The organism is Actinobacillus porcitonsillarum, from assembly GCF_003101015.1.
Taxonomy (GTDB): Bacteria; Pseudomonadota; Gammaproteobacteria; order Enterobacterales; family Pasteurellaceae; genus Haemophilus_A; species Haemophilus_A porcitonsillarum.
Genome location: NZ_CP029206.1, coordinates 228139 through 249957, shown reverse-complemented (window position 1 = coordinate 249957; position 21819 = coordinate 228139). Strand labels below are relative to the sequence as shown.

Annotated in this window: 21 protein-coding genes; 18 read left to right on the top strand and 3 right to left on the bottom strand. The window is 41.5% G+C overall.

Features of this window, described 5'->3' with window-relative positions; genetic code table 11:
• The first annotated feature begins 2 nt into the window (after window positions 1–2).
• From murF to ftsW, 4 genes are all read left to right on the top strand, one after another.
• Window positions 3–1397, top strand: a complete 1395-nt coding sequence (murF, locus tag DDU33_RS01285; protein WP_108922661.1) for a UDP-N-acetylmuramoyl-tripeptide--D-alanyl-D-alanine ligase — start codon at window positions 3–5, stop codon at window positions 1395–1397.
• Window positions 1398–1407: 10 nt separating this feature from the next.
• Complete coding sequence (gene mraY, locus DDU33_RS01280; RefSeq protein WP_005817893.1) at window positions 1408–2490, top strand: phospho-N-acetylmuramoyl-pentapeptide-transferase; 1083 nt, start codon at window positions 1408–1410, stop codon at window positions 2488–2490.
• Between the two features lie 129 nt (window positions 2491–2619).
• Window positions 2620–3924: a UDP-N-acetylmuramoyl-L-alanine--D-glutamate ligase gene (gene murD, locus DDU33_RS01275; protein ID WP_108922659.1), complete on the top strand. Its 1305-nt coding sequence runs from the start codon at window positions 2620–2622 to the stop codon at window positions 3922–3924.
• On the top strand, window positions 3924–5099 hold the full coding sequence (gene ftsW / locus DDU33_RS01270; RefSeq protein WP_108922657.1) for a putative lipid II flippase FtsW: 1176 nt from the start codon (window positions 3924–3926) through the stop codon (window positions 5097–5099). Before murD ends, ftsW begins: the two co-directional genes overlap by 1 nt.
• 48 nt (window positions 5100–5147) lie before the next feature.
• Here the strand turns inward: ftsW and radC are convergent, their stop codons facing one another.
• Window positions 5148–5813 carry a RadC family protein gene (radC, locus tag DDU33_RS01265; protein ID WP_005822562.1) on the bottom strand — a complete coding sequence of 222 codons (666 nt, stop codon included), beginning with the start codon at window positions 5811–5813 and terminating at the stop codon, window positions 5148–5150.
• 175 nt (window positions 5814–5988) lie between these two features.
• Between radC and coaBC the strand changes: the two genes are divergently transcribed.
• The 9 genes from coaBC to miaA all read left to right on the top strand — a co-directional run bounded on the left by coaBC (window position 5989) and on the right by miaA (window position 12957).
• Complete coding sequence (gene coaBC, locus DDU33_RS01260) at window positions 5989–7203, top strand: bifunctional phosphopantothenoylcysteine decarboxylase/phosphopantothenate--cysteine ligase CoaBC (RefSeq protein ID WP_108922655.1); 1215 nt, start codon at window positions 5989–5991, stop codon at window positions 7201–7203.
• The gene (locus tag DDU33_RS01255) at window positions 7196–8029 is read left to right on the top strand and encodes a glycosyltransferase family 8 protein (protein ID WP_108922653.1); all 834 of its coding nucleotides are present in this window, start codon (window positions 7196–7198) and stop codon (window positions 8027–8029) included. The genes coaBC and DDU33_RS01255 overlap by 8 nt, the downstream gene beginning before the upstream one ends.
• A gap of 15 nt (window positions 8030–8044) precedes the next feature.
• Complete coding sequence (dut, locus tag DDU33_RS01250; RefSeq protein WP_005817902.1) at window positions 8045–8500, top strand: dUTP diphosphatase; 456 nt, start codon at window positions 8045–8047, stop codon at window positions 8498–8500.
• Window positions 8501–8508: 8 nt separating this feature from the next.
• Complete coding sequence (slmA, locus tag DDU33_RS01245; RefSeq protein ID WP_005817903.1) at window positions 8509–9117, top strand: nucleoid occlusion factor SlmA; 609 nt, start codon at window positions 8509–8511, stop codon at window positions 9115–9117.
• Window positions 9118–9124: 7 nt separating this feature from the next.
• Window positions 9125–9343 (top strand): YheU family protein, encoded by a 219-nt coding sequence (locus DDU33_RS01240; RefSeq protein ID WP_005817906.1) that lies wholly within the window; start codon window positions 9125–9127, stop codon window positions 9341–9343.
• A gap of 62 nt (window positions 9344–9405) precedes the next feature.
• The gene (crp, locus tag DDU33_RS01235) at window positions 9406–10092 is read left to right on the top strand and encodes a cAMP-activated global transcriptional regulator CRP (protein ID WP_005817908.1); all 687 of its coding nucleotides are present in this window, start codon (window positions 9406–9408) and stop codon (window positions 10090–10092) included.
• Window positions 10093–10197: 105 nt separating this feature from the next.
• Complete coding sequence (murB, locus tag DDU33_RS01230) at window positions 10198–11223, top strand: UDP-N-acetylmuramate dehydrogenase (RefSeq protein ID WP_108922651.1); 1026 nt, start codon at window positions 10198–10200, stop codon at window positions 11221–11223.
• Window positions 11224–11231: 8 nt separating this feature from the next.
• Window positions 11232–12008, top strand: a complete 777-nt coding sequence (locus DDU33_RS01225) for a biotin--[acetyl-CoA-carboxylase] ligase (RefSeq protein ID WP_108922649.1) — start codon at window positions 11232–11234, stop codon at window positions 12006–12008.
• Between the two features lie 10 nt (window positions 12009–12018).
• Window positions 12019–12957 (top strand): tRNA (adenosine(37)-N6)-dimethylallyltransferase MiaA, encoded by a 939-nt coding sequence (gene miaA / locus DDU33_RS01220; protein ID WP_108922647.1) that lies wholly within the window; start codon window positions 12019–12021, stop codon window positions 12955–12957.
• Window positions 12958–13052: 95 nt separating this feature from the next.
• On the opposite strand, the gene proA is transcribed toward miaA, so the two are convergent.
• The gene (gene proA / locus DDU33_RS01215; RefSeq protein ID WP_108922645.1) at window positions 13053–14306 is read right to left on the bottom strand and encodes a glutamate-5-semialdehyde dehydrogenase; all 1254 of its coding nucleotides are present in this window, start codon (window positions 14304–14306) and stop codon (window positions 13053–13055) included.
• A gap of 85 nt (window positions 14307–14391) precedes the next feature.
• Here proA and mutL point away from each other — a divergent pair, with 85 nt between their 5' ends.
• A complete protein-coding gene (gene mutL / locus DDU33_RS01210; protein ID WP_108922643.1) occupies window positions 14392–16332 on the top strand; it encodes a DNA mismatch repair endonuclease MutL in 1941 nt (646 codons plus the stop codon).
• An 8-nt stretch (window positions 16333–16340) separates the two neighbouring features.
• Here the strand turns inward: mutL and recN are convergent, their stop codons facing one another.
• A complete protein-coding gene (gene recN, locus DDU33_RS01205; RefSeq protein WP_108922641.1) occupies window positions 16341–18020 on the bottom strand; it encodes a DNA repair protein RecN in 1680 nt (559 codons plus the stop codon).
• A 192-nt stretch (window positions 18021–18212) separates the two neighbouring features.
• Here recN and tpiA point away from each other — a divergent pair, with 192 nt between their 5' ends.
• The 4 genes from tpiA (at window position 18213) to DDU33_RS01185 (ending at window position 21812) form a co-directional block, all read left to right on the top strand.
• A complete protein-coding gene (tpiA, locus tag DDU33_RS01200) occupies window positions 18213–19004 on the top strand; it encodes a triose-phosphate isomerase (protein WP_005817919.1) in 792 nt (263 codons plus the stop codon).
• Window positions 19005–19189: 185 nt separating this feature from the next.
• A complete protein-coding gene (locus tag DDU33_RS01195; RefSeq protein WP_108922639.1) occupies window positions 19190–20023 on the top strand; it encodes a heme/hemin ABC transporter substrate-binding protein in 834 nt (277 codons plus the stop codon).
• Entirely contained in the window at window positions 20023–21015 is a 993-nt protein-coding gene (locus tag DDU33_RS01190; protein WP_108922637.1) for a FecCD family ABC transporter permease, read from the top strand. The genes DDU33_RS01195 and DDU33_RS01190 overlap by 1 nt, the downstream gene beginning before the upstream one ends.
• The gene (locus DDU33_RS01185) at window positions 21012–21812 is read left to right on the top strand and encodes a heme ABC transporter ATP-binding protein (RefSeq protein WP_108922635.1); all 801 of its coding nucleotides are present in this window, start codon (window positions 21012–21014) and stop codon (window positions 21810–21812) included. Before DDU33_RS01190 ends, DDU33_RS01185 begins: the two co-directional genes overlap by 4 nt.
• Window positions 21813–21819 lie beyond the last annotated feature (7 nt).

The following is a 21819-nucleotide window of genomic DNA, read 5'->3' as shown; positions in this document are numbered from 1 at the left end:
AAATGATAAAACAAACAACTCAACAACTCGCCCAAACCCTAAAGGGTAAACTACTCGGTAGTGGTGAGATTATTGTTGAAAACATCAGTACAGACACTCGTCAAGCGGTCGAAAAAGGTTTATTTTTTGCATTAAAAGGCGAAAAATTTGATGCTCACGATTATGTGGAAAAAGCGATTGAACAAGGCTGTGTTGCGTTAGTCGTTGAGCGTGAATTGGCAGTGAATGTACCACAAATTATTGTGGAAGATACTCGCTTGGCGTTAGGGCAGTTGGCGAAATGGCTGAAAGCGGAAATTAACCCTAAAACCGTGGCAATGACAGGTTCTTCGGGTAAAACCACCGTCAAAGAAATGACCGCAAAAATTTTGCAAAAAGTAACCGCTTGTGAAGAGCAGGTACTTTATACCTTTGGCAATTTAAACAATGATTTAGGTGTGCCATTGACCCTATTACGCTTAACCCCTGAACATAAATTTGCCGTGGTGGAACTGGGGGCGAACCATATCGGCGAGATTGCTTATACCACCGAAATAGCACAACCTGATGCTTGTTTGGTCAATAATGTTGCATCTGCTCATCTTGAAGGCTTTGGTTCATTGGCTGGTGTAGCTCAAGCCAAAGGCGAGATTTATCGAGGCTTGAAAGTGGGCGGTAAAGCTATTGTCAATTTAGCCCATTACTACCCTGAATGGCAAAAAGAGATTGGCGATCACGAGTTGCAATCCTTCTGTTACACAGGCGAAGATAAAGACAGTTATGCAGATTTCTGGGCGGAAAATGTTGAGTTACATCTCAATGGTTCACGCTTTACTTTGCATACCCCACAAGGCGAAATTGAGATCAATCTGCCTTATTTAGGCGAACATAATGTGAGTAATGCGTTAGCGGCAACGGCATTGGCAATGGCAGTCGGAGCGGATTTAACGGCGGTTAAAGCTGGATTAGAACAGCGTTCAGCGGTTAAAGGGCGTTTGTATCCGATTGAAATTAAAGACAATGTGCTGTTTATTGATGACAGTTATAATGCAAACGTGGACTCAATGAAATCTGCCGTATCGGTGTTAAAACAGTATCCGGCTTTCCGCATTTTTGTGGTGGGTGATATGGCGGAACTTGGTAAAGACAGCCCAGCTTGCCACCAAGAAGTTGCTGATTTCGTTAAACAGGCGAAGTTAGATTTAGTCGTCAGCTTCGGCAAAGAGAGTGAGGTGATTAGCGGTAATTCAGCTCACCACTTTAATGATAAAACCGCAATGGCGGCGTTTTTGCTTCCGATTATTTTGCAAAAAATCGAACAAAACCAACCGCTTGTATTATTAGCAAAAGGCTCTCGTAGCCAAAAAATGGAAGAAGTAATCGCTTCCTTATGTCGTTCTTTTGATGTTTCTTTTTAAGGATTAGCTTATGTTAGTGTGGCTCGCTGAATATCTGGTGCAATACAACACAGCGTTTAACGTGGTGTCGTACATTACTTTCCGCTCAATAATGGCGTTATTAACCGCAATGGGGATTGGTTTATGGATTGGGCCAGAAGTCATTCGCCGTTTACAACTGTTAAAATTTGGACAAGAAGTCCGTAATGATGGCCCGGAAAGCCATTTCAAAAAGCGTGGTACTCCAACGATGGGCGGTGTGATGATCTTAGCTTCAATCGGTATTAGTACCTTGCTTTGGGCGGATTTACGTAATAGCTATGTTTGGTTCGTGCTTTTTGTGCTATTTGGCTACGGTGTTGTGGGCTTTGTGGACGACTATTGGAAGATTAAACGTAAAAATACAGATGGCTTAATCGCACGTTGGAAATATTTTTGGCTATCTGTGATTGCACTAGTTGCCGTATTTGGTATTTACGCTGTGGGGAAAGATACAGCCGCAACGCAACTTGTTGTGCCATTCTTTAAAGAGTTTATGCCACAACTTGGTGTTTTCTTTATCGTATTGTCTTATTTCGTCATTGTGGGAACCAGTAACGCCGTAAACTTAACCGATGGTTTAGACGGTTTAGCGATTGTGCCAACCATTATGGTGGCAAGTGCTTTTGCACTTATTGCTTGGGCAACGGGTAACTATAATTTTGCACAATACTTACATATTCCTTTTATCTCTAAGGCCGGCGAGCTTGTGATCCTTTGTACCGCAATTGTTGGCGCTGGCTTAGGTTTCTTATGGTATAACACCTACCCGGCACAGGTTTTTATGGGCGATGTGGGTTCACTTTCTTTAGGTGGCGCATTAGGAACTATTGCGGTGTTAGTACGTCAGGAATTGTTATTAGTGATTATGGGCGGTGTCTTTGTGGTTGAAGCCTTATCGGTTATTTTACAAGTTGGTTCGTACAAACTCCGCCAAAAACGTATTTTCCGTATGGCACCTATTCACCACCATTTTGAACTTAAGGGCTGGCCGGAACCACGTGTTATCGTGCGTTTCTGGATTATTACCTTAATGTTGGTGTTAATTGGATTGGTAACGTTGAAGTTACGTTAGTTAATCAATGTAGGGACACACTGCGTGTGTCCGTTACAATTTTACCAACCGAGCAATAATGAAAATAAAGCGGACACATGCAGTGTGTCCCTACATATGAAAAATGTACCGTTTCTAGAGAACAACAAAATGCAAAATCAATATCAAGGCAAAACCATCACGATTATCGGCTTAGGCACAACGGGCTTATCTTGTGTCGAATTTTTTGCGGACAAACAGGCTCAAGTGCGAGTGATTGATACCCGAGCTAATCCGGCAGGAGCGGATAAATTATCGAAGGACATTCCACTGCATACCGGTAGTTTAAACCTTGAGTGGTTATTAAGCTCCGATTTAATTGTGATTAGCCCGGGGCTTGCCTTAGCAACGCCTGAAATTCAGCAAGCTATTCAAGCCGGTGTGGAAGTGGTTGGCGATATTGAGTTGTTCTGCCGTGAAGCCAAAGCTCCTATCATTGCGATTACAGGAGCAAATGGCAAAAGTACTGTAACCACTTTAACAACGGAAATGGCAAAACAAGCAGGCATAAAAGTCGGTATGGGCGGTAACATCGGTGTGCCAGCCTTAAGTTTATTAAAAGGCGATTACGAACTTTATGTGTTGGAATTATCGAGCTTCCAGCTAGAAACGACCTATTCCCTAAAAGCGAAAGCGGCGACCATTTTAAATATCAGTGAAGATCATATGGATCGTTACAATAATTCCGTTGAAGAATACCGTGCGGCGAAATTACGTATCTATCAAAATGCAGAAAATATTATTGTAAATGGCGAAGATCCGCTAACTTATCCGACACAAGCGGTCGAAAAATTAATTCGTTTTGCAGAGCAAAATGCAGAATATTCGAAAAAGAACGACACATTATATGCTTATGATGATGCGGTTATCGGTATAAAACAGATGTTAATTCGTGGTCGCCATAACGAAATGAATGCGTTAGCTGCAATGGCATTAGCCGAAGCGGCTGGTATTCCTCGAGAAGGCATTGTAAAAGCCTTACAAACTTATGGCGGCTTGCCACACCGTTTCCAAGCGGTTGCCACCAATGATGGCGTGCGTTGGGTAAATGATTCGAAAGCCACGAATGTTGGAAGTACAGTAGCAGCGTTAAATGGCTTAGAAGTTGCCGGTACGCTTTACTTACTTTTAGGTGGCGATGGCAAAGCGGCTGATTTCTCAGAGTTAATTCCTTTAGTAAATAAAGCCAATATCGTTTGCTACTGTTTTGGGCAAGATGGCGAACAACTCGCCAAATTATCTACTCAAAGCGTATTGGTTGCCACTATGCAAGAAGCAGTAGAGCAAATTCGCCCGCAATTAAAAACAGGCGATATGGTGTTGCTATCACCGGCTTGTGCAAGCCTCGATCAATTCAAAAACTTTGAAGAACGTGGCAATATCTTTATGGCATTAGCGCAAGGAGAAGCGGTTTAATGTGGGAAAAGATAAAAACAGAATGGGGTAATTGGGTAAATATTACGCCTAATAATGCCCTTTATGATCGTGCGCTCATTTGGTTGTTTTTAGGATTATTAACGGTTGGATTTGTGATGGTAACTTCAGCCTCCATTCCTGTGAGTACCCGCTTAAATGATGCACCTTTTGAATTTGCGATCAAAGACGGCTTTTATGTGATTACCTCCATTTGTGCCTGCCTCTTCTTTGTACAAATTCCGATGGAGAAATGGGAAAAATATAACATTCTCTTATTTTTCTTTGCGGTAGCTTGTTTAGTTGCCGTACTGATTATCGGAAAAGAGGTAAACGGTTCAAAACGTTGGATTCCTTTTGGTGTTATGAATTTCCAGCCGGCAGAGTTAGCTAAATTAGCGATTATTTGCTACTTTTCTAGCTTTTACGTACGTAAATTTGATGAAATGCGTACACAGTCGTGGAGCTTTTTCCGCCCACTACTGATTTTGCTTATTTTTGGTGGGTTATTATTACAGCAGCCGGATATGGGAAGCTCTTTTGTATTATTTGTGCTGACATTTGCGATGTTATTTGTAATGGGCGCTAAGCTCATGCAATTTCTGGTTTTAGGTACGGGAGCTATTATTGGCTTTGCTATTTTAGTCTTAATGTCTGAATATCGTTTAAAGCGTATGACCTCCTTTATGGATCCTTTTGCTGATGCTTATGGTAGTGGTTTCCAACTTTCAAACTCTCAAATGGCATTTGGACAGGGCGAATTTTGGGGACAAGGTTTAGGAAATTCCATCCAAAAATTAGAATATTTACCTGAAGCGCATACCGATTTCGTCATGGCGGTAATTGGGGAAGAATTTGGCTTTGTGGGTATTCTTTTTGTGATTACCTTATTGGTTTTACTTTCACTGCGTGCTTTAAAAATTAGCCGAGAGTCATTGATAATGGAAGAACGCTTTAAAGGCTTTTTTGCTTTTGGGATTGCGATGTGGATCTTCTTACAAGGCTTTGTGAATTTAGGTGTTGCGTCTGGTTTGTTACCAACAAAAGGTTTAACCTTCCCATTAGTCAGTTATGGTGGTTCAAGTTTGGTAATAATGTCTATTGCGATAGCCATTTTGTTAAGAATAGACCATGAAAATCGTTTAGAACGTGTTGGGCATGCGCATATCAAAGAGTAAAGAAAAAATGCTACTTTAATAAAGTAGCATTTTTTTTAACTAAGAATATTAGAGTGTCTCAAGCTTTTCTTCTTCAAAGGAAAAATAATCGCCTTTCCCGACAATAATGTGATCCACAAAACGAATATCCACTAAACCACATGCCATTTCGATGCGGCGAGTTAAATGGCGATCCGCTTCGCTCGGCGTACATTCGCCAGAGGGATGATTATGCGCAATAATGATGGCAGCCGCATTACATTTTAGCGCTGCTTTAATCACTTCTCTTGGATGAACGCTCGCTTGGTTGATGGTGCCAAAAAACATTTTTTCAGTCCGAATGAGGCGGTTTTGGTTATCTAAAAAGAGCACCATAAAAACTTCTCTTTCCCAGTGTTCGAGCTCAGATTGGAAATACATGATAGCGACATAAGGATCATTAATAGTTTCATTCGCTTGCATTTGTTGAGAAAGATAGCGTTTGGTCATTTCCTTGGTCGCCTGTAGTTGAATGTATTGCGTTTGCCCCAGCCCTCTCACTTGGCAAAACTCCTCTAAAGGAGCCGTTAAAAGCCCCCGTAGTGAACCAAATTCGGTAAGTACATTTGCAGAAAGTTCCATGACCGGCGTTCCTTTAATTCCCGTACGTAAGAAAATCGCAAGCAGTTCTTGATCGTTTAATGATTCAACACCTTGCTGCAATAATTTTTCACGTGGCATCATTGTTTTATGCATATTTAATTACTCCTTTTTTAACCAGCGCAAGGGTAAGAAAAAACGGAGAAAGAATCAAAAGCCAAAATCAAAATTTTCGAAGCGTGTCGCAAAACAAATTAAAAAAGTTTTTGTTGTGAGTGAGTGCCTAGTTGCGTAAAATATCAAGCCACTTATTATGGAATTAGGATAGAAAATGCTAACCAATAAAAAAGTCCTGATTGGTATTACCGGTGGTATCGCTGCTTACAAAACCATTGAACTTATCCGTTTATTAAAAACGGCTGGGGCAGAAGTGCGAGTGGCAATGACCCCTGCGGCAGATGCTTTTGTCACACCGCTGACGTTACAAGCTATTTCAGGTAATGCGGTTTCAACCTCTTTACTCGATCCCCAAGCAGAATTAGCGATGGGGCATATTGAATTGGCGAAATGGGCAGATTTAGTGGTGATTGCCCCTGCGACAGCAGACTTTATTGCACGGTTGCGTATCGGAATGGGCAATGATCTTCTTTCGACCATTTGTCTTGCGACCGCTTCGCCGATCTTACTTGCACCTGCAATGAACCAGCAGATGTACAAGCGGTCGATTGTGCAGGAAAATTTGCAAAGTTTGGCTGAGCAAGGTGTTTCGATCATTGGGCCTAACGCTGGCTTCCAAGCCTGTGGCGATGTTGGCAAAGGCAGAATGTCTGAGCCGAGTGAGATTTTCCAAGCGATTGAAGATCATTTTTCGCAATCGCAAGATCTTGCTGATTTAAGTGTGGTAATTACCGCAGGCCCAACGCGTGAAGCGATCGATCCTGTGCGTTATATCAGCAATCACAGCTCAGGTAAAATGGGCTTTGCGATAGCAGAAGCCTTTGCTAAACGAGGGGCAAAAGTTACCTTGATCGCTGGCCCTGTTAATTTGGCTACACCGCAAAATGTTAGCCGTATTGATGTGATTTCCGCACAGCAGATGGCAGAACAAGCGGTCAATTTGGCACAGAAAAATGCGATTTTTATTGGCTGTGCGGCGGTCGCAGATTACCGTGTCGAACAGATTGCGGAGCAAAAAATCAAAAAAACAGGCGATAATGATGAACTCATTTTAAAATTGGTAAAAAATCCCGATATTATTGCAACAGTAGCCCATCTTACTCAAAATCGTCCTTTCGTCGTAGGTTTTGCTGCCGAAACGCAAAATGTGGCTGATTATGCGAAAGATAAGCTACAACGTAAAAATTTGGATTTAATCTGTGCCAATGATGTATCTGGCGGACAGGTGTTCGGGCAAGATCAAAATACACTTCATCTCTTTTGGCAAAATGGTGAGAAAATTTTACCGCTTGCAGAGAAAGGGAAATTGGCGGAAGGGTTGGTCGAAGAAATACAGCTACGCTATAAGGAAAAAGGGCTGAATGGATAAAGTTAATGTATTATTTGCTACAGATAAAAATTATCTTCCCTATTTGGAATGTTCATTAAAATCTTTATTAGCACATAATGAAAATTTATCCGTCTTTGTGTTAAATACGGGAGATATTCCGCTTGATTGGGCGGAAAATTTACAACCTTATTTTGCACAACGCCGTTCAGAACTAAAACTTTGTTATTTAAATCAAGCCTCCTTAAATCATTTTGAAGATAACGGTTATATCAGTAGGGCGACTTATTTAAGGTATTATATTGAGGATCTTTTCCAATATGCTTCAACACCTTATTGGATATATTTAGATTGCGATATTGCAATTAACGGCGACATTACATTGCCATTTAAGTCGCTTAAAGCCTCTAAATGTGCACTGGCTGCGGTGTCTGATCCGTATGTAAACAGCATTGCCGATCACCCTTATAAGCATCAAGATTATTTTAATGCCGGCATTCTTTATTTTGAGGCAAATCGATGTCGAGGCATAAAAACAGACTTGATTAAATTAACAGAGCACTTAAAAAATCAAATTATCTTTGGCGATCAAGATATTTTGAATGTGTATTTTCAGGACAATTGGTTGAAGTTAGATAATTTATCAAATTTTCAGTTTGATCATATTTTGTATAAAAAACAGACAGATGGGAGGGGTAAAACAGCTCCTTATATTTTGCATTTTACCGGCCCAAATAAACCGCTTGGGAATGTTTCGTCCTCTGATGAGAATGTAATGGCTGTGATAGCGCTATTTCGAGCTTATCATCAACTATCTTGGGACAATATTGTCAATCTCCCACTTGGGAGTATCAAATTAACGCTTTAATTAAAAAGGATAAAAATGAAACAAATCGACTTAAAAATTTTAGATAAACGTATCGGTACAGAATTCCCTTTGCCAACTTATGCAACAACAGGTTCAGCAGGATTAGATTTACGTGCATTGATTGAGCAACCTTTAACCGTAGAAGCAGGTCAGACGGTGTTAATTCCAACGGGGATTTCGGTTTATATTGCCGATCCAAACTTAGCAGCGGTAATTTTGCCTCGTTCAGGGCTTGGACATAAAAACGGGATCGTATTGGGTAACTTGGTTGGCTTAATCGACAGCGATTATCAAGGTCCGCTAATGGTTTCCCTTTGGAACCGTAGTGATAAACCGTTTACGATTGAAGTGGGTGATCGTATCGCCCAGCTCGTTTTCGTGCCTGTGGTGCAAGCACAATTTAATATCGTAGAAGAATTTACCGCCACCGATCGTGGCGAAGGTGGTTTTGGTCATTCAGGTAAACAATAGGGTAGAAAATGACAGAACCTGTAATCAAGATGCCGAAAAAGTCGGTAAAAGAGCGACAGCAGCAAGTGCTTGAAGTCTTAATTGGTTTACTGAATTCGGAAGAAGGAATGCAACGTGTTACTACGGAGCGCCTTGCCAAAGCAGTTGGGGTGTCGGAAGGGGCGTTATATCGCTATTTCCCGAGTAAAACCAAGATGTTTGAAGCATTGATTGAACGGATCGAACAAACCTTAACGAGTTATATTGCCGCTAGTAAACGCAAAGAAAATACGACTGCTTTAGCGATAAAATCTATCCTTTATACCGTGATTGAGTTTGCCCGCAAAAACCCGGGAGTTACTCGTATTTTAACCGGTCATGCACTTATGTTTGAAGATGACACGCTAAAAGCCCGAGTGTCAAAATTCTTTGATGGTTTGGAATTTCAATTTGCCAATATTTTGCAAATGAGCAAATTAAAAGACGGTAAATCGTTTGAAGATGAACGTGCATTGGCAGGCTATTTAGTAAATTTCTGCGAAGGGCAGTTTTTACGTTTAGTTCGTTCAAACTTTAGTTATAATCAGCACCAACATTTTGATAAACAGTGGGCAATGATTAAACCTTTATTTGATTAGAGGCGATATGATTATTCCTTGGCAAGAATTGGAAGAAAGCACGCTTTATAATGTGCTGGATTCCTTTATTTTAAGAGAAGGCACGGATTATGGAACAAGAGAGCTTTCTCTGGAAGAAAAACGAGAGCGTTTATTAGCACAACTCAAGGCTGATAAGGTGGTCATTGTGTGGTCGGAGCTACACGAGAGCCTTGATATAAAAGACAAAAACTCGTTTTTAGGTTAGTTTGAGCGTATATAGTACAATCAAACTAGAATAGTTAGATAAGTTTGATAGAAAGGATTTTTATGCAAGATATGACGCTGAGTACCCCACCTCTTGGGGATTTAACGCCTTCTCCTTCAATTCACGATCCTGTGGTTGAGTGGTTTTTAACGCAATGCCACGTGCATCGCTATCCGGCAAAATATACCTTAATTCACGCAGGCGAAAATGCGGAATCATTGTATTACATTGTAAGCGGTTCGGTTTCTGTCTTTGTGAAAGATGATGAGCATAAAGAGATGCTTTTAACCCATTTGGGGCAAGGTGAATTTTTAGGCGAAATTAGCTTGTTTGAAGAAAAAGTGCAGCCGAGAACAGCGTGGGTAAAAACCAAAGAAACCTGTGAAATTGCCGAGATTTCTTACAAAAAATTTAAGCAAATCGTGCATTTAAATCCGGATATTTTAATGTATCTTGCAGCTCAAATGGCACGCCGTTTACGCCAAACATCAAGCCAAGTGAGCAATTTAGCCTTTTTAGATGTGGCAGGACGAATTGCACAAACATTGATGAATTTAGCCAAACAGCCTGATGCGATGACACACCCTGATGGTATGCAAATTAAAATTACCCGTCAGGAAATCGGGCAAATGGTGGGCTGCTCTCGAGAAACCGTAGGGCGCATTTTAAAAATGTTAGAAGATGATGGTTTAATTTCAGCCCACGGCAAAACCATTGTGATTTATCACGATAAACTTCTGAAAGCATAAGCCTTTTCCATTTTCACAAGCGGTCGGTTTTGTAAAACAGCTTGCAAATTCGACCGCTTATTTATGCTAAGATAGCAGCCGTTTTTAACAAATCAATTAATTATTATGCAAAGTTTAACCCCTTTTCACACATTTCATTTGCCGGTCAATGCAAACAGCATTATTGAGTATCAGAACGTTGAGCAATTATTAACGGCGTGGCAAAGCGCAAAACAAGCCAAACAACCGATTTTGCTTCTAGGACAAGGCTCTAACGTATTGTTCACGGAAGATTTTGCTGGTGTGGTATTGATCAATAAAATGACTGGTTTTGTTCATCATCAAGACCAAGATTTCCATTATTTACACGTTCAAGGCGGTCAAAATTGGCACGCATTAGTGCAATCGGCGCTTAAACAGGGCATTTATGGGCTAGAAAATCTGGCTCTAATTCCCGGTGTAGCAGGCTCTGCGCCAATCCAAAATATCGGGGCTTATGGCGTGGAATTTGCTCAAGTGTGTGATTTTGTCGAAGTGGTAAATTTGCAAACAGGCGAAGTCTCTCGACTAACAAAAGATGAGTGCCAATTTGGTTATCGTGAAAGTATTTTTAAGCACGAATATAAAGAGGGTTTTGCGATTATTTCGGTGGGATTAAAATTACCTAAAGTTTGGAAACCTGTGCTGACTTACGGTTCTTTAACCCAATTTGATCCCCAAAGCGTAACGGCACAACAAGTTTTCGATGAAGTTTGTGCTGTGCGTTCAAGCAAGCTACCAAACCCTGATGAATTTGGCAACGCAGGGAGCTTCTTCAAAAATCCGGTGATTAGTGCGGAAGATTTTGCGCAATTACAGGCAAGTTTCCCTCATATCCCTCACTATCCACAAGCTGATGGTAGTGTAAAATTAGCCGCAGGTTGGTTGATTGATCAATGCGATCTGAAAGGCTTTCAAGTGGGAGGCGCCGCGGTGCATACCCAGCAAGCGTTGGTTTTAATCAACAAAGAAAATGCAACGGGGATGGATATTGTGCATTTAGCAAAAGCGGTTCGCCAACGTGTGCGTGAAAAATTTGGTGTGGAATTACACCCAGAAGTTCGCTTTATGGGCAGAAATGGCGAAATTGATAGCGAAGCGATAACGCGCTAAGGTGGCAAATGAAACTCAACCAATCCCAAATTCAAGAGGCATTATTATGTGGTCAAGCCCTCGTTTTTGAGGAAATTGACTCCACCAATGCTTTTTTACTCAATCATTATCAAGAATTAGAACAAGGTTCAGTTTGCCTAGCAGAAAGTCAAACTTCCGGGCGAGGAAGACGGGGGCGAACTTGGTATTCGCCGCAAAGTGAAAATGTCTATTTTTCGATTTTGTGGCACTATCCTAAGGAAGAAGTGGAACAGGTTTCTTCTTTAAGTCTTGTGGTCGCATTGATTATTGCCGAAAGCTTACAAGCGCAAGGGGTAAAGGATATTCAAATTAAATGGCCGAATGATGTGTATTTCCAAAGTAAAAAAATGGGCGGCATTTTGATTGAAACGAAGGTGGATAAAAATGGCGTACATTTGGTCATTGGTATTGGCTTGAATTTAGGAATGACAAAGGTTGATGAGAAGATTGTCAATCAAGCGTGGGCTGATCTTTCCGCTTACCATTTTGACCGCAATGCCTTGGTATGTCGTCTTGCTTATGAATTGCAAAAAAATCTTAAAATCTACCCGCTTGTAGGCTTTGCTCATTACGTTGAACGTTGGCAATCCTTTGATATTTTTCACGGTCAAGCGGTTAAATTAGTGACGGAAGGGCAAGAAATCCACGGTATCTCCCAAGGTATAAACGAACAGGGAGAGCTACTGCTGAAACAGGGCAATGAGATAAATGCTTTTGGGATTGGCGAAATGTCACTAAGACCCAATACTCAAACAGAAAATTGAACAACAAAATATGCATAAAAAACCTCAAGCTATTTTTTTAATGGGGCCGACTGCCTCGGGGAAAACCGATTTGGCAATTGCTTTGCGTCAAACCTTGCCAGTCGAAGTTATCAGTGTCGATTCAGCGTTAATTTATAAAGGCATGGATATTGGCACGGCTAAACCGAGCCAAGCTGAGTTAGCACTTGCTCCTCATCGTTTAATTGATATTTTAGATCCGGCAGAAAGTTATTCGGCCATGAACTTTCGAGCCGATGCGCTAAAAGAAATGGCGGATATTACGGCAAGCGGTCGAATTCCGTTATTAGTTGGCGGCACAATGCTATATTACAAAGCTCTTATTGAAGGGCTTTCGCCATTGCCTTCAGCAGATCCAAATATTCGGACAGAAATTGAACAACGTGCAGAACAACAAGGTTGGGCAGCACTTCATCAGGAATTGTTAAAAATTGATCCTGTGGCAGGAACACGGATCAACCCAAATGACAGCCAGCGGATCAATCGGGCGCTTGAAGTGTTTTACATTACCGGTAAAACAATGACGGAATTGACCGCAGAGCAAGGGGAAAGTTTGCCTTATGATGTTCTACAATTTGCCATTGCACCACAAGAACGAGCTGTTTTACACGAACGCATTGAACAACGTTTTCATAAAATGATAGCACTTGGCTTTGAGGAGGAAGTGAAAAAGTTATATGAGCGTCCGGATCTGCATATTGATCTGCCTTCTATCCGTTGTGTTGGTTATCGTCAAATATGGGAGTATTTACAAGGCGAAATTTCATTAGACGAAGCGATTTTCAAAGGTATCTGTGCTACCCGTCAATTAGCCAAACGCCAAATTACGTGGCTACGAAGCTGGCAGAGTGAATTAACGTGGTTAGACAGCTTAGCACCGGAACAAGCCAAAGCAATTGTTTTAGATAAATGGGAACAGTTTGCTAAGTAGAGTAAACCCGACAGAAATGTCGGGTTTTTCGTCAGCTTTAGATGGTTTTAAGTCACTTTAAGCTAATTCCGGAAAGCGTTTTTAATGGTATGCGTCTAGGCTCTTGAAAGATAATCTCCCTCACATACCCATTTATATGTGGTAAGTGCTTCTAAGCCCATTGGACCTCGGGCGTGGAGTTTTTGGGTGCTTACTGCGACTTCTGCCCCTAAACCAAATTCGCCACCATCGGTAAAGCGTGTACTTGCATTGATGTATACCGCTGCTGCATCCACTTGTGCGACAAATTGACGGGCGAGCTGATAGTCAGAGGTTAAAATGGATTCAGAATGTTGGGAACCATACTCTCGGATATGTTCCACTGCAGCACTCAAGCCTTCTACAACAACAAGATTTAAATCCAGCGAGAGCCATTCTTGGCGCAGTTTTGCTGGATCAAGCGGTTCAATTCCTTCGCTTTTTTGCAAATCATCCGTATGCAGTGTTACTCCGAGAGATTTCATGCGTTCAACCAATTTTGGTAAGAAGCTATCAGCAATCGCTTTATCAACTAAGAGAGTTTCGAGTGTATTACACGTGCTAGGTCGCTGTGTTTTCGCATTGGCGATCACATCAAGCGCTTTGTCTTGGTCTGCGCTTTTTTCCACAAATAAGTGACAAACCCCGATTCCGCCGACAATTACCGGAATGGTTGAATTTTCTTTACAGAATTGATGTAAACCGGCACCACCACGAGGAATAACCATATCAATGTAGCGATCGAGTTTGAGCAGCTCAAGGAGTAATGCTCGATCCGGATTTGTAATGGCTTGTACGGCGAATTTAGGAAGTCCGGCTGTTTCTAAGGCTTGTTGTACGACTTCAACTAAAATTGCGTTGGTAAATTTGGTCTCTTTTCCACCACGTAAGATGACTGCGTTACCTGTTTTTAAGCAGAGCGAAGCGACATCAATGGTAACATTTGGGCGAGCTTCGTAAATGGTTAGAATAACCCCGAGAGGAACGCGTTGGCGTTCAATTTTTAAGCCTGAATTCAGTACGCCGCCATCAATAATTTGCCCCACAGGATCGGCAAGTTTGGCAACATGGCGTACATCATTTGCAATGCCTTGTAAGCGGCTTTCTGTGAGTAATAGGCGATCAATAATGGCTGCGGAGATGCTTTGCGATTGAGCAAACTCAATATCTTTAGCATTGGCAGCCAAAATTTCCGCAGATCGTGCTTCTAGAGTATCTGCAATGGTTAAAAGTGCGTGATTTTTTTGCACGTTGCCAAATTGAGCCATTTCAACGCTAGCAAGTTTGGCTTGCTGTGCGATTTGGAGAATATCTGATGTGAGTGAACTCATTAAGTGATCCTATTTCTGACTAAACATAAATTATTCGCAAATTATGCTAAAATCTTTGAAATTGCAATCATTCTCTCAATAAAATATGACGAAAAATCTTATTCATATCTTGCCACCACAATTAGCTAACCAAATCGCTGCAGGAGAAGTGGTCGAACGCCCTGCATCAGTGGTTAAAGAGCTTGTTGAAAATAGTTTAGATGCCGGCGCAAACCAAATTCACATTGAGATTGAAAAAGGTGGTGCTCAGCTGATTAAGATTCGAGATAACGGTTGTGGCATTGCTAAGCAAGATCTTGCTTTAGCATTGGCTCGCCATGCAACCAGTAAGATTGCAACCTTAGAAGATTTAGAATGTATTTTGAGTTTGGGCTTTCGTGGCGAAGCCTTGGCAAGTATCAGCTCTGTTTCTCGTTTAACATTAACTTCACGTCCTGAAGGTCAGACTGAGGCGTGGCAAGCTTATGCACAGGGGCGAGAGATGACGGTAGAAATTCAGCCGGCTTCTCATCCCGTAGGGACAACGGTATCGGTTGCCAATTTATTTTTTAATACACCGGCACGCCGTAAATTTTTACGTACTGATAAAACGGAATTTCAGCATATTGATGAGGTGATTCGCCGAATTGCATTAGCTAAACCGCATGTTACCTTTATTTTGTCTCATAATGGCAAAGTGGTTCGACAATATCGTAAGGTATTAGATAATTCGGTCGAGCAGCAACAAAAACGTATAGCAGCGATTTGTGGCGATGCATTTATTCAGCAAGCTACTCATATTGATTGGCAACATGGCGATTTACATTTGCATGGCTGGATTGGCATGCCAACGCTTGCTCGTACGCAAAATGATTTATGTTATAGCTATGTGAATGGGCGAATGATGCGGGATAAAACCATTAACCACGCCATTCGTCAAGCGTATGGCGACAGCATTGCACAAGGCGATTATCCGGCATTTGTTATTTTTTTAGATTTAGACCCAAGCCATGTGGATGTGAATGTTCATCCGGCAAAACACGAAGTGCGTTTTCATCAAGGACGTTTAGTGCATGATTTTATTTTGCAAGGTGTACATCAAGCATTACAGCAGCAAGCGCCACTTGCCTTGACGCTAGAAAACCGAGTTGATGAAATTCATGAGGCGGTTCCTGCTTATTCACAAGATACAAACCGAGCTGCCGCCGGCGAAAATATTTTTGCCGGGCAACTGACTTCCTCCACCAAATACCACGGACATTCTGTTAGGAATGGCGGACGAACAACATTTTCATCGCATATTCCAACAAAATCATCTTCGCCTTCGGCACAACGTTGGTATAACGAGCTCATCACAACAGAAAAGCGTGAGAAAGAGGATTTTCATCAGCCCAGTGCAATTTTTTACCAAGATACGGCAAAGCAGGGGGAGCCCGAAAGCTTATCTACCCATGTTGAACGAACGTTACCATTAAATTCGGAAACGATATCTGTTCCTCATTCACATGCAACTGTTTTAGCGATTGTGCAACAACAAGCGGCATTATTAAAAGAGCATGAAAGCTTTTTTCTCCTCCCTTTAGCCAAATTGGGGCAGTGGCATTGGTTAGAGCGACTTAAATCAGGCGAAAGTCAATCATTGCTGATTCCACTCACGCTTACTTTGGAAGAAGAGCAAAGCGCAGTTTGGTTCCAGCTCAAAGAGGAGCTAGCGAAATGGGGCTTCCAAATCAGTGAAAAAAATTGGCAAGGTAAAGTAAGACTTTCTATGAGTGCCGTACCAAAAGGGTTACGTGAACAAAATTTACAACAGTTGCTCTTGATGCTTCTTCAAACTTGCGCTACTACGCACTCAAGACAGGACGGCAAACAAGCGGTTGGATTAGCCGATTTTTTTGCAAAATTTTATCAAAAACCAACCGCTTGGAGTATGGCTGATGCCATTACGTTATTAGCCGAATTAGAGCAACATGACAACAAATTGTTGCAAACATGGAAGATTCCCGTTGATTTTGGTCATTACTTAGCTGAAGCGGATATCGCTTAACCGCTTGATTATTCAGCTGTCGCTAAATCTAACATCTCTTGAGCATTAGCTAAAACCGCATCGGTAATTTTGCTTCCTCCAAGTAAACGAGCAAGGGCGTGTACACGCTCTTTCTCAGACAGTAAGCTCATTTGCGTTTCTGTTTGGTTATCTTGCACATATTTTTGAACATTAAAATGGTGATGCCCATAGCTTGCCACTTGAGGTAAGTGCGTTACACATAACACCTGACATTTATTACCAAGCTGGCGGAGCAATTTGCCGACCGTAGTTGCAACGGCACCGCTAATACCGACATCCACTTCATCAAAGATAATGGTTGGTGTTGAAAGTTTATTAGCCGTTAAAACTTGAACTGCTAAAGAAATGCGAGAAAGCTCCCCTCCCGAAGCAATTTTGGCTAAGGGTTGAGCCGTTTGCCCAAGATTGCTGCGCAAATTAAACTCGACAAAATCGGCGCCGTGAGGTGTTAATTTTTTCGGATCATGTTGTACATCAATAAAAAATTCACCATTTTCCATAGAAAGCTGTTTGATTTGCTGGGTGACTTGTTCCGCCAGTTTCTGTGCGGCAGCTAAACGTTGCTGATAAATCTGTTCCGCTAGAGTTAAACAAGCCTGATGTGCTTTTTGCTCGTCTTCAATGAGTTTTTCTTCATTCTCTTCAAAATCCACTAAAGCTTGTAGCTCTTGCTGTAAAACTTGATGATGTTGCCAAAGTTCATGAGGCGAGACATAATGTTTTTTCGCTAGGCTCATTGCTTTGGCTATACGTTCATCTAACTCGCTGAGTAACTCAGGATCTTGTTCGATATGATTAGCTAATTGATGTACTTCAGAGCTCGCTTCTTGCACTTGAATCAATGCTTCATTGAGCATATCCAAGGCTGACTGATACTGTGTGTCCACTTCAACTAAATCTTCTAAATGACGAATGGCTTTATAAATTAGAGAATCAGCATTAACACTATCTTCGCTTAATAAATCCAGTACAGATTGTGAGAGCTCGGTTAGGGATTCTGCATTAGATAAACGATTATGCGTTTCTTCCATTTCTTCAAATTCGCCTTCTTTAATGGCAAATTCATCGAGCTCATCAACTTGATATTGAAGCAATTGTCGGCGCGCTTCATTTTCTTGGCATTGCTGGCGGAAATTTTTAACCTGTTGATGAAGTTTGCGCCATTGTTGATATTGGGTTTGCATTTGAGCTAAATAAGGCTGAATGCTTGCATAGTTATCAACAATTTCTAGCTGGTATTCACTTTTTAGTAATAGTTGTGGCGCATGTTGCCCGTTTAAGTGAATAAGGTATTGCCCGAGTTCTCGTAGCTGAGAAACGGGTAATGGACGATTATTTACAAAGGCTTTTGAACGCCCCTCAAGGTTAATCATGCGGCGTAAAATGCACTCGTGAGGATTATCTTCATCCAATAACTCTTGTTCTTTAAGCCATAAATAAGCGGGACTATCAGGCTGCATTTGGAATGTTGCCGTAATATCCGCTTTATCTGCCCCATTTCGGATCATACTACTTTCGGAACGATAGCCAAGACACAATCCTAATGCATCAATTCCGATAGATTTACCAGCCCCTGTTTCCCCAGTGATAACAGACATGCCTTCGTTGAGTTCAAGATTAAGATGGCGGACAATCGCAAAATTATTGATAGTCAGTTGAGTAAGCATAAAAAACACCTGAATAAAAATTTACTGTATATATACTACTATTGATTTAATATACAGTAAAGTGTTTTTATCCAGAGAATTTTAGCTAAATCAAATAAATCATAGATAACACTCGCAATCGCTATGCGAAACCTTATAAAATTTGGTACACTTGATTGGCTTAATTTTTTATATCTAATAGGAGAAACCAAAATGGCACGTCGTCCACTTGTAATGGGTAACTGGAAATTAAACGGTAGCAAAGCATTCACTAAAGAATTAGTTGAAGGCTTAAAACGTGAATTAGATGGCGTAACTGGCTGTGATGTTGCAATTGCACCACCGGTAATGTATTTAGCAGAAGCGGAAGCAGCATTAGCAAGCTGTGGTTGCGATTGTGGCACGAAAAAAATCATCTCTTTAGGTGCACAAAACGTTGATATTAACGTGCAAGGTGCATTTACTGGCGACATTTCAACTGAAATGTTAAAAGATTTTGGTGCGAAATATATCATTATCGGTCACTCTGAACGCCGTACTTACCACAAAGAAAGCGATGAATTTATTGCAAAAAAATTTGAAGCAATCAAAAAAGCTGGTTTAGTGCCGGTATTATGTATCGGTGAATCTGAAGCTGAAAACGAAGCGGGTCAAACAGAAGCTGTATGTGCAAAACAAATTGATGCAGTAATCAATGCTTTAGGCGTTGAAGCATTTAACGGTGCGGTAATTGCATACGAGCCAATCTGGGCAATCGGTACAGGTAAATCTGCAACTCCAGCGCAAGCACAAGCAGTTCACGCATTTATCCGTGGTCATATCGCTGCAAAATCACAAGCGGTTGCGGATCAAGTCATTATCCAATACGGCGGTTCTGTGAACGATGCGAATGCGGCAGAATTATTCACCCAACCGGATATTGATGGCGCATTAGTTGGTGGTGCATCATTAAAAGCACCTGCATTTGCAGTTATCGTGAAAGCGGCAGAAAAAGCGAAAGCGTAATTTTTCCGATTCAATGTTTCTAATCCTGATAAGGCTATTGGCTTTATCAGGATTTTTTTATGGGTTTTATAGCTATTTTATTTGGCTCTCATTCCTCTTTATCCGTTTATTTTTAACAAATCGATAACATAAAATACTTGATCTAAATCTAATTACGAATTATTATCAACAAAAAGGAGGTTGATATGAAATTCGTAAAAAAATTATTTCTCGTTTCTTCAACAGTAATACTATCAACCGTAGCCATGGCACAAGAGCGTATTGTGAGTATTGGCGGTGATGTGACTGAGATTATTTATGCATTAAATGCCGAGCAACATTTAGTCGGTCGTGATAGTACCAGCATGATCCCACAAGCAGTTAATGCCTTGCCTGATATTGGTTATATGCGTCAACTCAATGCCGAAGGGATTTTGGCATTAAAACCGACCAAAGTCATCGCAACCGAAGTCGCACAACCATCAATCGTATTGGAACAGCTGAAATCCGCAGGGATAACCGTAGATACCATTCCGTTTAAATACAGTGCTAAAAATGTGGTTGAGAAAATCAAAAAAGTGGGCGAAAGCCTTGGCAAGCAAACGCAAGCGGTCACTTTAGCTGAAAATTTTGCAAATGAGCTTAAAGCCATTCCCAATTCGCCTTTAGATGTTCGCATTTTGTTTGTGCTAAATCGTGCAGGAGCAAATCAAACAGTGGCTGGGAAAGATACCGTAGCCGATGAAGCGATTAAATTAATCGGTGCTAAAAATGCAATGGGAAATAATGTCCGCTTTGTGCCGATTTCACAAGAAGGCGTGATTGCGGCAAATCCTGATTTAATCGTGATGACTCGTTTAGGTATTCAAAGTTTAGGCTCAACCGAAAAAGTGTGGGAACTCCCTGGTATTGCACATACCAATGCAGGCAAGAATAAACAGCTTGTGATTGTGGAAGATATTGCCTTTATGTCCTTTGGTTTAACCACGCCCAAAGCCCTTTTAACACTTCGCCAAGCTGCTGAACAGGTAAAAAAATAATGGCTAACCGTGCGGTTTGGTTAATCGGCTTGTTGATCTTTTTGCTGGTCGCAATGTTAATCACATCAAATATCGGTGCATTGTCTTTGACTTGGCACGATCTTTGGCATAGCCAAATCAATGATAGTCAATGGCAAATTTGGCTCAATATTCGTTTACCCCGTATTTTATTGGCTATTTTAGTCGGTTTAGCCCTTGCATTATCGGGTTCGCTATTTCAGGGGCTTTTCCATAATCCGATGGCAGATCCTGCATTAATCGGGGTAAATAGTGGTGCTGCTTTGGCAGTCGGGTTATCGATCTTAATTCCTAGCTTATTACCCACGGAATTTGCTCTTTACAGCACAATGGTCGCAGCCTTTATCGGGAGTTTGATCGTTTCAACGCTGATTTATGCTTTAAGTTACCGCTCACACGCTTCTGTCAATAAATTATTACTGGCGGGCATTGCCGTCAATGCCCTTTGTTTTGCCGCAGTCGGCGTTTTGACCTATTTAAGTAACGATCAACAGCTACGCCAATTTAGCCTTTGGACAATGGGAAGCCTTGGACAAGCACAATGGAGACCTTTTTTCGTTGCAATGTTTGTCATTATTCCGACCGCTTGTTATTCGCTACTGCTGGCAAAACAACTTAATTTATTACAACTCGGTGATGAAGAAGCACACTATTTAGGCGTTAATGTCATTCGCTTAAAAAAACAGCTCATTCTATTAGGCGCATTACTGGTTGGGGCTGCGGTTGCGGTAAGCGGAGCGATTGGCTTTATCGGCTTAGTAATTCCCCATTTAGTTCGATTCAAATTAGGGGCGGATCATCGCTGGGTTTTACCTGCATCCGCTTTATGTGGCGCAATTTTACTGTTAATCGCCGACACCATCGCCAGAACTGTGATTGCTCCAGCTGAGCTGCCTGTCGGTATGCTAACTAGCCTTATCGGTGCGCCCTATTTTTTATGGTTAGTGGTTCGTTATAAGGAAGGAAGCCGATGAGTTGCAAAAAATTCTTAGAATCTGACCGCTTGTTAGTGGTTGAAAAGCTCTCTTTCCAGCTACAACAGCAACCGATTTTGCAAAATATTTCGTTTCACGTGCCACAAGGACAATTAACCGTGCTTATTGGTCCAAATGGTGCGGGTAAATCGACTCTGATGCGAATTTTATCAGGCTATGTAAAAGCTCAAGGACATTGTGAGTTTAACCAAAAGGCACTTAGCGAGTATTCCCCCGTAGAACTGGCTCAGCAACGTGCGGTAATGCGACAACATAGCCAACTGAATTTCCCGTTTTCTGTGGAAGAAGTGATCCGTATGGGCGGTTATCATCGCCGTAAACAAGAAGTTGAACAATGGCTTGAAACCGTGATTGAGATTACCGATTGTCAATCGCTACGCCATAAAGCCTACCGCCAATTATCTGGTGGCGAGCAGCAACGTACTCAACTTGCAAGGGCATTATTACAGCTTTGGGCAGAAGAGATGCACGGCCAGCTGCTGTTTCTTGATGAGCCAACATCTGCTTTCGATCTCTACCACCAACAGCAATGTTTACGCTTAATGAAACAGCTTTGTACGGAAAAAGGACTGACGGTCTTTTGCATTTTGCACGATCTGAATCTCGCTTCTCTTTATGGTGATCACATTTTATTACTGGCAGACAAGCAGATTCAGGCACAAGGAAAGCCGCAAGATGTACTGACAGAAGCTCTGATTAAGAAATGGTACAAGGCAGACATTAAAACACTGCCCCACTATGCCACCCAAACCCCACAGTTCCAATTTTGCTATTAAATGAATA